Below are 12,187 nucleotides of genomic sequence, written 5' to 3'. Positions count from 1 at the left end.
CTCAGGATGACGTTGCACGTGTTGTGAATTCTGCAAAACTAACAACAAACACAACGTCATCCTGAGGAGGCCTGACAAGGCCGTCTCGAAGGATGGGCCGTCTCGCGAAAGAGGCCGTTCTCTTGACCACGTCTTCCCCGCCGTCCGATTTTGCCAACGCGCCGCGCCCCATCGTGGCGACGATCGCGGCGGTGTTTCAGGATGGAAAGGTGCTGCTGGTGCGGCGCGCCAATCCGCCCGATGTCGGGCACTGGGGCTTTCCCGGCGGCAAGGTCGATCGCGGCGAGCGGATCGAGGCGGCGGCGGTGCGCGAACTGATGGAGGAGACGGGGCTTGAGGGCGAGGCCCTCAAGGTCTTCACCGCGGTCGATGTCTTCGACCATGCAGACGACGGCAGCCTGCGCCAGCACTATGTGCTGGTGGCGGTTTTGTGCCGCCGGATTTCGGGAACGCCGGTCGCCGGCGACGATGCGCTGGAGGCGCGCTGGTTCGACCTTGAGGAACTGGAGGATGCGAGCCTGGCGCTCAGCCTCGACGTGGCCGATGTCGCCCGCCAGGCCGCCCGCCTTGCGCGGGATTACGCGGGCGGCGCCGGTTAGAGCGATTCGCGGCTAAGGCGGATGGGCCGCAGCGAAAATGTCCGCCACCTGCTTCTGCCAAATCACAATGGTCTCTCACCAGAGCCCTTTAACGCCAGGTCCCTTCGCCGGGAGACCCGACCGGCTCAGGCGCCCACCGCGGCGAGGCCGTCTTTTTCGAAGCGGTCGAGTTGCGCCAGTTCGGCCTCGCTCAGGGCGATCCCGTCGCGCATTGCCTTGCGGCGTGCGGCGAAGCGGCGCTCGGAGGGAAGCCGTGCGCCCTGGGCGCCGATCGCGGTCAGCAGCGTCTCGCCTTCTGCCAGCGGATCGCGGCCGCTTCTGGCGGCGAATGTGCGCGGATCGAGCGCGATCACCAGCGCCCCGTGGCGCGGCAGCAAGGCCGTGCCGCCCATGAAGTCGAGCGCTTCCTTGCTCATGAACTCGCCCAGCATCGCGCCGGCCAGAAGCTCGATCATGGTGGAGATCGCCGACCCCTTGTGCCCGCCGAAGGTCAGCATCGCGCCATCGAGCGCGGCGTCTGGATCCGTCGTGGGATTGCCGTCGCGGTCGATGGCCCAGCCTTCCGGGATCGGGGTGCCGGCACGCCGGTGCAGCTCGATCTCGCCGCGCGCCGCCACACTGGTCGCAAAGTCGAACACGTAAGGATCGCCGCCCGGACGCGGCCAGCCGAAGGCGAAGGGGTTCGTCCCCAAAAGCTGCTCCGTGCCGCCCGCCGGTGCGACGAAGGAATAGCTCGGGCACATCGAAAGCGATGCCAGCCCCTCTTCGGCCAGCGCCTCCACATCGTGCCAGAGCGCGGAGAAATGCAGGCAATCGCGGATCACCAGCGCCGCGATGCCGTTTGCCCGCGTGCGCTCGGCAAGGAGATCCCTGGCCGCATGGAAGGCCGGGTTGGAGAACCCGCCGCCCGCATCGACCTCGATCACCGACGTGCCGGCATCGTGGAGCTGCGGCACCGCATTCGGCTCCACCTTGCCCGCGGCAAGCACCTTGAGACAGCCCTCGATGCGATAGATCCCGTGCGACTTGCAACTGTCGCGCTCGCCCGCGACGATGACGCCGGCAACGGCCTTCGCGCTTTCGCGGCGGACGCCGGCGCGCTCGAAGATCGTCTCAACACGCTGCAGCAACGCGTCAACGGAGAGGACATGAGGTTCGGCCATGCTTGGTCAGGTTCCTTGTGCCGTGCGGGTGATGGTCGAGGGTGGTCGGACGCGGCCGAACGGAGGGCCGGCAATCGGCGAGGCGCCCTGCCCTACCCTGCCGGCCCTGCTCTGCCGGTCCTGCTTTGCCCGGGGGCCTCCCGGGCCTACTTGTCCACGTCGATATAGGTGCAGGCCCAGAAGATCCGGGCCTCTTCGTCGTCCAGCGCGCGCAGCCCGTGCTTGAGCGTGCTGTCGAAATAGGCGCAGTCGCCGGGCCCCAGCGTGACAGGCTGGTAATGCTCGACGACAAGCTCGATCCGCCCGGACAGCACGTAGAGGGTTTCCTCGCCGTCGTGGGACTCAAGCTCTTCCGGCTTCAGCGGCGCGCGCTTTTCCACGCGGGTGACGAGCGGGATGATCTTCTTTTCGGCAAGCGCGTTGCAAAGCACCTCGTATTCGAAGTTCTTGGAGCGCACCTTGCGGCCCTCGCCGGCCTTGGTCACGGTCATCCGCGTCGTCTGGTGCGCTTCGTGGTCGGAGGAGAACAGCCGTTCCATGCCGATGTCATAGGCGCGTGCGATCCGCACCAGGTTCTCGTAACTTGGAGAGACGCGCCCGTTCTCGATCTTGTGGATCGTCGACAGCGCAAGCCCCGTGCGCTGGGCGGCGGCCTCGAGCGTGAAGCCGCAGGCCTGGCGCATCGCCTTCATCCGGCTGCCGAGGTCGGAGCGCAGTTGCATGCGCTCGGCTTCCCAGTCGTCGCCCGCGGCCCCGGTGGCGGCATCGGTCTCGGTGCCGGCGTCATCGGCGGAGGATTTTTCCATTTGTGCCATATTTTTCTTTTCTTACCAGTTGTGATCGTTTAAGCATATTTTCGTGACATGCGCAACATTTGCAACCGGCCGGAGGCGGGCAATCCCCGAAACTTGCGCCTTTCGGCGCCATTTCGGGTGTTGACGGGTCGCACAACACGCCGAAGTTGATGAGCCGGCGATGGTCCGGTGGAGGCGACGGGAAGAATCATGGCGACATCGATCGTGTCCGCATCCGTTCAGGGGCCGCTTCTCGTGTGCGAGGAAGGGCTCAGTGTCTGGGGCGGCGTGAATCCCGCAACGGGCGAGATCATCGACGCGCATCACCCGCAGCGCGGGCGTTCGCTCGCCGGGCACATCGTCATGATGCCGACCAGCCGCGGTTCATGCACCGGGAGCGGCGTCCTGCTGGGCCTGGCCTTCGCCGGAACCGCACCGCGCGCGCTGGTCTTCCGCGAGGCCGAGGACATCCTCACCCTTGGCGCGCTGGTCGCCGGGCGGCTGTTCGGCCACGAGATCGCGGTCCTGCGCCTGTCCGCCGCCGAGTACGACGCGCTCGCCCGCGAAAAGACCGCCGAAATCACCCGTACGCATCTGAAGGCCGGCACGCAAACATGGCCGCTCGTGCCCGCAGACACGCTCGAAGCCGGGGCGCTCGAACTGAGCGAGGCCGACCGCGCCATTCTGACCGGCGGATCTGGCGAGGCGGCACAACTTGCGATGGAGGTTATCGTCACGATGGCGAGGGCGCAAGGCGCGCGCCGGCTGACCGATGTCAGCCGCGTCCACATCGACGGTTGCATCTACGCAAGCCCCGCCTTCCTGACCTTTGCCCGCGCGATGGCGGACAAGGGCGGCCGGGTGCGGGTGCCGACGACCATGAACGCGATTTCGGTCGACCACGCCAACTGGCGCGCCCAGGGGGTGGACGAGGCCTTCGGCGCGCCCGCAGCAGGGCTGGCGGATGCCTATGTGGAGATGGGCGCGAAACCGAGCTTCACCTGCGCGCCCTACCTCCTGGCCGACCGGCCGAAGGCGGGCGAGGACATCGCCTGGGCGGAAAGCAACGCGGTGGTCTATGCCAACAGCGTGCTGGGCGCACGCACCGAAAAGCATGCCGATTTCATGGACCTGTGCATCGCGCTGACCGGCCGGGCAGCTCAAGCCGGCGTCTATCTCGGCAAGAACCGCGCGCCGCGCCGCATCCTTGACGTGACGATGCCCGCAGGCGCCGACGATGCCTTCTGGCCGATGCTCGGATGGCTCGCCGGTCAGGCGGCGCCTGACCGCATTCCGCTCATCCGGGGGCTGGAGGCCGCCTGCCCTTGCGAGGATGATCTCAAGGCGCTGTGCGCCGCCTTCGGAACCACCTCGGCCGCGCCGATGCTGCATGTCGCCGGCATCACGCCGGAGGCGGATCTCGCGCCTGTACCGGAGGCGGACCGCGTGGCGATCGGCCTGGATGATTTCGCCCGCCTGTGGGCGGAGTTCAACCGGGGCGGGGCTGAGGTGGACCTCGTCGCGCTCGGCAGCCCGCATTTCTCCGCCGCCGAATGCGCCGCCTTCGCGCGGTTGATGGAGGGCGCGCATGTCGGCCCGAACGTCACCGCCATCGTCACGCTCGGTCGCGGCACGCTCGCGCAGATCGCCGAAAACGGGGTCAGGGCCCGGCTCGAGGCCGCAGGTGTGCGGATCATACCCGACCTGTGCTGGTGCTCGATCTCGGAACCCGTCTTTCCGCCCCACGCCCGGGTGCTGATGACCAACTCGGGCAAATATGCCCATTATGCGCCAGGCCTGAGCAACCGCGCCGTCCGCTTCGGCTCTCTGGCGCAATGCGCCGAGGCGGCGTGCAGCGGCCGCGCGCCTGCCGCGCCGCCCGCATGGATCGCGACCTGACCGAACCGCGCCCCGCCCGCCCCTTCGGCGCCATCGCCCAAACGAACAACGAACGGAGCTTGCCCCATGACCCAATCCCCGAACAAAACCATGAACAAGGACGTCTTTCTCGGCACCATCCCCGCGCTGCTGACCCCCTGCACCGCCGACCGTGAACCCGATTTCGACGCGCTCGTGCGCAAGGGGCAGGAGCTGATGGCCGCCGGAATGTCCGGCGTCGTCTATTGCGGCTCTTGCGGCGACTGGCCGCTCTTGACCGACGAGCAGCGCATGGAGGGCGTGGAGCGCCTGACCAGGGCCGGCGTGCCGGTCGTCGTTGGAACCGGCGCGATCAACACCAAATCCGCCGTGGCCCATGCCGCGCATGCCCAGAAGGTCGGCGCCGCCGGGCTGATGGTCATCCCGCGCGTGCTTTCGCGCGGACTGTCCGTCGCCGCCCAGCGCAACCACTTCAAGGCAATCCTGGTGGCCGCGCCGGACGTGCCGGCGATCATCTACAACAGCCCCTATTACGGCTATTCGACCAAGGCGGACCTGTTCTTCGCCCTGCGTGCGGAACACAGGAACCTGATCGGCTTCAAGGAATTCGGCGGCAAGTCGGACCTGAGCTATGCGGCCGAGCACATCACCTCGCAAGATGACGACGTGATCCTGATGGTGGGGGTCGATACCGAGGTCTACCACGGCTTCGTCAAATGCGGCGCCGTCGGCACGATCACCGGCATCGGCAGCATCCTGCCGAAGGAGGCGCTGCTGCTGGTCGCCCTGTCGCGCCGTGCGGCCGGGGGCTGTCCCGAGGCCGATCTGCGCGCGCGCGAACTGACCGAGGCCTTCTCGGTGCTCGCCAAGTTCGACGAGGGCGTCGATCTGGTGCTCTACTTCAAGCACCTGATGACGCTGAAGGGCGAGAGCGAATACGCGCTCAACATCAACGAGACCGACGCGCTGTCGCCCTCCCAGGCGCGGTTCTGCGAGGCGCAGTTCAACCAGTTCAACGCGTGGTTCGCGAACTGGTCGAAGCAGGGGGGAGTGATCGCCGAATGCATGTGATCGACAGCCACACCGGGGGCGAGCCCACCCGGGTGATCCTCGACGGGGGGCCGGATCTCGGCTCAGGGCCGCTCGCCGAGCGCGCCGCAAGGCTCGCAACCGAGCATCGCGCGTTCTACCGATCGGTGATCCTGGAGCCGCGCGGGCAGGTCGCGATGGTCTGCGCGCTGCTGGTGGAGCCGGTCGACCCGACCTGCGTGACCGGCGTGATCTATTTCGACGCCGAGGCGGTGCTGGGCATGTGCGGCCACGGCACGATCGGCCTTGCCGCAACGCTCGTCCACATGGGGCGCATCGGGCTCGGCAAACACCGGATCGAGACGCCGGTGGGCGTGGTGACCGTCGATGTGCGCGACGCCAACACCGTGACGGTGACCAATATCGAGAGCCGGCGCGACCGCACGGGCGTTTCGGTGGAGGTCGAGGGTCTGGGCACCGTCACCGGCGATATCGCCTATGGCGGCAACTGCTTCTTCATCGTCGACCCGAGCCCGATCCCGGTCATCTCGTCGAACATCCGCCGGCTCACGGATGCGGCGGTCGCGGTGCGCGAGGCGCTGCTGGCGCAAGGGCTCGGCGGCGCAGACGGCATGCCGGTCGATCACGTGATCTTCTACGGTCCGGCGGAAACGGCGGAAGGACACAGCCGCAATTTCGTGCTCTGCCCGGACGATGCCTATGACCGCTCGCCCTGCGGCACCGGCAGTTCCGCCCGCCTCGCCTGCCTTGCCGCCGAAGGCCGTCTGGCCGAGGGCGAGGAGATCGTCCAGGAGAGCATTATCGGCAGCACCTATCGCTTGTCCTATCGCACCGGCCCGAACGGCGGCGTGATCCCCTCCATCACCGGCAAGGCCTACGTGATGGCCGAAAGCAACCTCTTGTTCCTGCCGGAAGATCCGTTCCGGCAGGGAATCGCTCCCTGACCGCCTTCCCTCCTGCCTCTCCCCTTCCCCGGCGCCGGTCCGACGCCGGGGGCTTCGTTTCCATCGCGTTCGATCGAGGTCCGTCTTGGCGCAGTCAACACAAGCTGAAATCATTGTCATCGGCGCGGGCATCATCGGGGTGACCGCCGCGCTGGCCCTACAGGCCGACGGGCACCGGGTGCGGATCCTCGACCGCAAGGGCGTCGCGGCGGAAGCCTCGCGCGGCAACGCCGGCGCCTTCGCCTTTGCCGAGGTGGAACCGCTGGCTGCGCCCGGCATCATGCGCAAGGCGCCGAAATGGCTGCTCGATCCGCTCGGACCGCTGTCGCTGCGCCCCGCCTATGCGGCGAAGATCATGCCGTGGATGCTGCATTTCTGGCGCGCCACGGCGAAATCGCGCTTTGAGGCGGCGGTCGCGGCGCAGTCGAGCCTGATGGGGCTGTCGCGCGCGGCCCTGGAGCGGCTGATCGTCAAGGTTTCGGGCGAACCCCTGATGCGGCGCGAAGGTCAGCTTCAGGTCTATGAGGGCCGCGCGCAGTTCGAGGCCTCGAAACCGGCGTGGAACCAGCGCCGTCGCCACGGCATCGCCTTCGATCTGCTCGAAAGCCTCGAGGCGATCGCCGAGATCCAGCCGGGCCTGAGCCCGCGCTTCACCCATGCCGGCTTCACGCCGGACTGGATGAACACGGTGGACCCGGAAGCGTGGACCCAGCACCTCGCCCGCGCCTTCGTGGAGGCCGGCGGGGCGATCGAGATCGCCGAGGTTCTGGCCGTGCGCCAGCTTGAGGACGGCGTCGAGGTCGTCACAGACACTGGCACCGGTTCAGGCGAGCACCGGGGCGATCAGCTCGTCGTCGCGGCCGGCGCGTGGTCGCACCAGATCGCGCGCATGCTCGGCGACCGCATCCCGCTCGATACCGAGCGCGGCTACAACACCACCTTCCCGACCGCCAGCTTCGATCTGCGCACGCATGTGACCTTCGCCAATCACGGCTTCGTCGTCAGCCGGATCGGCGAGGGACTGCGGGTCGGCGGCGCGGTGGAGCTTGGCGGGCTGAAGCTTGCGCCGAACTACCGGCGCGCCGAGATCCTGGTGCGCAAGGCGGCCGACTTCCTTCAGGGCTTTGACCCCAGCGGCGGCACGCAATGGATGGGGTTCCGTCCCTCGCTGCCCGACAGCCTGCCGGTGATCGCGCGCGCGCCCAAGGCGGACCGGGTGATCTACGCCTTCGGCCATGGTCACCTGGGTCTGACGCAATCGGCCGGCACCGCGGAGCTTGTGCGCGCGCTTGCCGCGCGGCGCGCGCCGGAGATTTCGCTCGCGCCCTTCGATCCGCGCCGCTTCTGAGTTCGGCGCTGTCATGACTGCACGCGGGCGGCACGGAGCACATGCATGATGGTTATCAAGTCGGCTGTTTCGGTATGGATCACTAGAGCGCTTCCCGTTCAGGCGAACCCGCCTGAACGACAAGAAATCGCTCAAAATCGATCTCTTGAGCATATTCTTGTCGATCAGTTTGATTCAATCTGATCGGAATATGCTCTAGGTAGCCGGGCCGGACCACCAGCTCCGTGTGCGCTCCATCCCGCCGGGACGACAGCGTTTCGGATGGGCCGGAAGCTGTGCGACTTCGCTCCGGATCTCCTCCATCAAGGCCAGAGCCGCATCCGGGTTGTTGTCCGAGATGCAAACCGGCAATCGCCATCTGATCCTCGAAAGCGTGTGCCTTGAGCCGGTCGTCCACGCGGACATGCTGCATCGAGGTTATGGCAGACTTGGACCTGGCCGCCTGTCCCGGAGCCAAACACCTAATCTTGCAACAGTGTCACGTTCGGCGTCTGCTCCAGAGATTGCGGCATGTTGAGGCCGTAGAGCCGGTGCAGCACGAAGTCGACCTCGTTGGCGAAGAAGGGCTTCTTGAGCAACGCGAAGATGCCCGCCTTGCGGCAGGCTTCGCGCTGCTCGGTCAGGTCCTGCGAGGAAATCATCACCATCTTTATACCCGGGATTTCCGCGCGAAGCCGCTGCGCGGCCTGAATGCCGTCGAGCCCGGGCATGTTGTAGTCGAGAAAGACGATGTCGGGATGGGTGCCGGCGAGCAGCGTCAGGGCCTCCTTGCCGCTTTCTACCTCGCTCACCAGCATGTCGAACCGGCAATTCGCCAGAACCTTGTAGATGATGCGGCGGATGACGTGGGAATCGTCGACGATCAGCACGTTCTTGCGTCGCGACAGATTTTTGTGGCTTGCCAGGATTGTCGCGATCTGCTCGGGCGTGAAGGGCTTCTTCAGGAAGTCGTAGGATCCCAGTTCCGAGCCGGCCTTCATCACTGCGGCATCGGCTTCTGTCGACATCAGTGTGACGAAGACGTTGTTGCCCTTGTTGCGCAACAGTTCCAGCACGTCGAGGCCGGACATTTCCGGCATGTTCACGTCGAGAAAGACGATATCTATCTCGTGTTCCTTGAGTGCCACGAGCGCCTGCTTTCCGTCGGCCGCCTCCACGATCGTCGCGCCTGGGCATACGTCCAGGACGGATTGGCGCAGGATCCGCCGCAACGTCTGCGAATCGTCGGTGATCAGGATTGTGGGCTGCTTCTCGGGCATTGATCTCGATTGGCTCTTTGCGGCGCGGGCGCCTTACAGAAGGGTGACGTTGGGCGTGAGTTCGAGCGACTGGGGCATGTTCAGTCCATAGAGGCGGTGCAGGATGAAATCGACTTCCTTGGGGAAGAACGGTTTCTTCACCAGACAGAAGATGCCGGCGGAAAGGCAGGCGTCATGCTGGCCGCTCATGTCCTTGGACGAGACCATGACGATTTTCACCGCCGGACTTTCCGCCCGGATGTAATGAGCCGCTTCCACGCCGTTCAGATCGGGCATGTGATAGTCGAGGAAGATGATGTCGGGCTGGGTGCCCTTCAGCAAGGTCAGCGCTTCCTTGCCGCTGTCGACCTCGCTTATCAGCATGTCGAACCGGCAGTTCGCGAGAACACGGTAGATGATTTTGCGAACGGTCGCGGAATCGTCGACGATCAGGACCTTCTTGCGGTCCGACAGGTGAACGTAGGCGCGCAGGATCGTGCGGATGCGATCCACGGTGAAAGGCTTCTTCAGGAAGTCGTACGAGCCCAGCTCGTTGCCCGCCTTGATCAGGGTCTGATCGGCCTGCGTCGACATCAGCACGACGAAGAGGCTGTCGCCCTTCTTCTTGAGCAGATGAAGCGCATGAAGGCCGGAAAGTTCGGGCATGTTGATATCGAGAAAGACGATGTCGATCGGGTTGTCGACGATCGCCTTCAACGCCGTATTGCCGTTGTCGGCTTCAACGAGTTCGGCATTCGGAGCCACCTCGCCGAGATATTCCCGAAGCTTCATCCGCAGAACCGTGGAATCGTCGGCGATGAGAATTCTCAGTCTGTGATCGACATTCATATGTCCCGCACTCTCGTGATCACGACGGGCGAGGCGCCCTTGCTCGCTTCTGGCCAAATCCTTGATCACTTACGTACGTGTTCAAGTCTTCAAATTATATGAATATACGAAATGGATATTCAGTATAATTGACGTAACAAGGTAATAATACGTATTCTTCGGGCGCCTTTCGAGGCTATACGGAGAAAATATATATGCTCCAGCAAGCTATCTGGAGCGGTTTCTTGTCGATCAAACGGGTCCGTTTGATCGGAAAGCGTTCTAGGTGTCGAGCTGTTTGAGGAACTCGATCTGCCGCATGACCTTGCCGACGCCGTCGCGATGGGTGGCCAGGATATCGTTGAGGTCGTTCAGTGAACGCTCGATGTTCCCGCTCTGATCGAAGATTTCCTCAACCTGAACGATCACGTCCTTGTAGCGGTCCCCTTCGCGCGCGATCTGTTCCTTGGTCGCCTCGATGATCTCGCCGAGTTGCTCCAGCGATATCTCGATGTCGCCCACCGCGGCCTGGGTCTTGCCGAGCGACGACTTGGTGTCGTTGGCAAGTTTCTTGACTTCGCCGGCCACCACCGAAAAGCCCTTGCCGGCTTCCCCGGCGCGCGCCGCCTCAATGGTGGCGTTCAACGCCAGCAGGTTGGTCTGGCCGGTGATGTTGTCGATGATGGAGAGGACCTGGCGCAGTGCCGACAGGGAATCGCTGAGGCTCTGGAACTTGCCGGCGAGCTGTTCGGTATTATTGCTCCGGTCGTTATGGCCGGCCGCGGCGCCCGAGCCCATGGCGTTGCGGATGCCGTCGATGATGCCGCCGACCTGGGAAACCTCCCCAAGCACCCCCTCGACCTCGCCGGTGATGCTCAGGTGATCGACGATGTCGGCGATCACGCGGCTGCGAAGCGTGTTGAGCATCATCACCTGGTTCAGCCGCCTGCGCGTGAAATACTCCACGAAACGTGCATAATAATTGGCGAAATTGTCGATCAGCTCATCAGCATAATCCTCCTGCACGTCGGCGAAGAAGACGAGGGCGACCAGCGTCTGGTTGATGTTGATGCCGAACAGTTCACCGAAGGTGGAAAAGCCCGCGGCCTGTACCGGCCAGATGTTGCGCGCCTGGGCGAGCTTGTCGCCATTGGACAGGCGCCGCAGGATGCAGTCGTTCATCAGCACCGCCGCCGGCTTCGGCTTGCCGCGCAGATAGGCGGCAACGTCCTGCTGCGTCTGTTGCAGGAAGTCGGTGGGCTCCAGCAACACCAGTTCATCGCCGGGGCCGATATCGCAGTAGAAGCTCACCGTGCCGCCCTCCACGTCGATACCGGCGACGGAGCGCACGAAAATCTCCCCCTGCAGATTGATACCGAAAGCGCGTCCGCCGAGCTTTTCCGCGACCCGATCCGGCGTCGTGGAGAGCGTCTGGGCCAGAGCGTCGACGAGCGAGACCACGTCGCCGGTTTTGGGATTGAGCACGGCGCTGACGGTACGGTGGTCAAGGTCCGCGTCGACGACGACGAAATTCGGGCCGGTCACCTTGAAGTTCTGGCTCTTCATGACGCCGTAGCGGTTGCCCGGGGCGAGCCGGACGAAGATCAGCAGGGCATGGTTTTCCAGCGCCTGCTTGCCGTCATGAAGCTGGGTTTGCTTGAAATCGAGCTTGCCGCCGGCCGAACCTCCGACGAACACGCAAGGAAAACGGGCGGATCGATAGACCGCCTCCATGAAATAGTTCTCGGAATTGGAAAGGCCATCGATGAAGGTAAGGGCGAAACAGGTGCGGGGATCGATCGCAAAGGACGGCCGCACTTTGTCGAGACCTGCACAGATCCGCGAAATGCGCGTGTCGCGATCCATCGGCGTGGCGCCGGTGCGGATATCCTGGCAATGCAGCGGCACCGCGAAGACATCGACCTCGGCGATCAGACGCGGCGAGAATGCCTGCACGACGACGCTCTTCCAGTCGCCATCGGCCCCGCAATAGACGCTGCGTTCCCCGCCGGAGCAAAGCTCCCCCGCTGTCGTCGTCGCCACCACGCGGGCGCCGCCTGCGAGCTTCTGGATCGCGCGCACCGTCGCCGTGAAATCGACATTGGGGGATATGAAGGCCACGACCAGAGCCGCTTCGGCGCCCGCGAACCTGAAATCCGCCTCGCTCAGGCCTTCGAGGCGATCATTCGTCAGCAGCGAGTGGACGGGGTCGACCTGCACGTCGGTCGTGGGAGAAGCGCCGGCCTGGCAATCGACATCAGGGGCGACCGTCACCTGCTCCACCGCAGCGGAACGCGACTTCATGAGCTTGAGCATCTTGCCTCTCGGGACGCGCAGAACCGTCA

At 64.9% G+C, this 12,187-nt stretch carries 11 protein-coding genes; 5 read left to right on the top strand and 6 right to left on the bottom strand.

Features of this window, described 5'->3' with window-relative positions; genetic code table 11:
- Positions 1 to 122: 122 nt before the first annotated feature.
- Positions 123 to 599, top strand: a complete 477-nt coding sequence (locus C8N35_RS05525; RefSeq protein WP_281261763.1) for an NUDIX hydrolase — start codon at positions 123 to 125, stop codon at positions 597 to 599.
- A 125-nt stretch (positions 600 to 724) separates the two neighbouring features.
- Here C8N35_RS05525 and C8N35_RS05520 read toward each other — a convergent pair whose 3' ends face one another.
- Both C8N35_RS05520 and C8N35_RS05515 read right to left on the bottom strand, forming a co-directional pair.
- Positions 725 to 1,762, bottom strand: a complete 1,038-nt coding sequence (locus C8N35_RS05520) for an Ldh family oxidoreductase (RefSeq protein ID WP_107988553.1) — start codon at positions 1,760 to 1,762, stop codon at positions 725 to 727.
- A gap of 146 nt (positions 1,763 to 1,908) precedes the next feature.
- Positions 1,909 to 2,577: a helix-turn-helix domain-containing protein gene (locus tag C8N35_RS05515; RefSeq protein ID WP_210203390.1), complete on the bottom strand. Its 669-nt coding sequence runs from the start codon at positions 2,575 to 2,577 to the stop codon at positions 1,909 to 1,911.
- A gap of 189 nt (positions 2,578 to 2,766) precedes the next feature.
- Here C8N35_RS05515 and lhpI point away from each other — a divergent pair, with 189 nt between their 5' ends.
- From lhpI to C8N35_RS05495, 4 genes are all read left to right on the top strand, one after another.
- Positions 2,767 to 4,455 carry a cis-3-hydroxy-L-proline dehydratase gene (gene lhpI / locus C8N35_RS05510; protein WP_107988551.1) on the top strand — a complete coding sequence of 563 codons (1,689 nt, stop codon included), beginning with the start codon at positions 2,767 to 2,769 and terminating at the stop codon, positions 4,453 to 4,455.
- A 90-nt stretch (positions 4,456 to 4,545) separates the two neighbouring features.
- On the top strand, positions 4,546 to 5,505 hold the full coding sequence (locus C8N35_RS05505; RefSeq protein ID WP_107989103.1) for a dihydrodipicolinate synthase family protein: 960 nt from the start codon (positions 4,546 to 4,548) through the stop codon (positions 5,503 to 5,505).
- On the top strand, positions 5,496 to 6,428 hold the full coding sequence (locus C8N35_RS05500) for a 4-hydroxyproline epimerase (protein WP_107988550.1): 933 nt from the start codon (positions 5,496 to 5,498) through the stop codon (positions 6,426 to 6,428). The genes C8N35_RS05505 and C8N35_RS05500 overlap by 10 nt, the downstream gene beginning before the upstream one ends.
- An 85-nt stretch (positions 6,429 to 6,513) precedes the next feature.
- Positions 6,514 to 7,776 carry an NAD(P)/FAD-dependent oxidoreductase gene (locus C8N35_RS05495; RefSeq protein WP_107988549.1) on the top strand — a complete coding sequence of 421 codons (1,263 nt, stop codon included), beginning with the start codon at positions 6,514 to 6,516 and terminating at the stop codon, positions 7,774 to 7,776.
- Between the two features lie 82 nt (positions 7,777 to 7,858).
- Here C8N35_RS05495 and C8N35_RS23570 read toward each other — a convergent pair whose 3' ends face one another.
- From C8N35_RS23570 to C8N35_RS05480, 4 genes are all read right to left on the bottom strand, one after another.
- Entirely contained in the window at positions 7,859 to 8,173 is a 315-nt protein-coding gene (locus C8N35_RS23570) for a hypothetical protein (RefSeq protein WP_146177347.1), read from the bottom strand.
- Positions 8,174 to 8,237: 64 nt separating this feature from the next.
- The gene (locus C8N35_RS05490) at positions 8,238 to 9,035 is read right to left on the bottom strand and encodes a response regulator (RefSeq protein ID WP_107988548.1); all 798 of its coding nucleotides are present in this window, start codon (positions 9,033 to 9,035) and stop codon (positions 8,238 to 8,240) included.
- Between the two features lie 33 nt (positions 9,036 to 9,068).
- Positions 9,069 to 9,863, bottom strand: a complete 795-nt coding sequence (locus tag C8N35_RS05485; RefSeq protein WP_107988547.1) for a response regulator — start codon at positions 9,861 to 9,863, stop codon at positions 9,069 to 9,071.
- Positions 9,864 to 10,124: 261 nt separating this feature from the next.
- On the bottom strand, positions 10,125 to 12,158 hold the full coding sequence (locus C8N35_RS05480; protein ID WP_107988546.1) for a methyl-accepting chemotaxis protein: 2,034 nt from the start codon (positions 12,156 to 12,158) through the stop codon (positions 10,125 to 10,127).
- Between the last annotated feature and the right edge of the window lie 29 nt (positions 12,159 to 12,187).

It is taken from the genome of Breoghania corrubedonensis (genome assembly GCF_003053845.1).
Taxonomy (GTDB): Bacteria; Pseudomonadota; Alphaproteobacteria; order Rhizobiales; family Stappiaceae; genus Breoghania; species Breoghania corrubedonensis.
The sequence above is the reverse complement of the archived record's forward strand: the minus strand, read 5'-3'. Positions and strand labels throughout refer to the sequence as shown.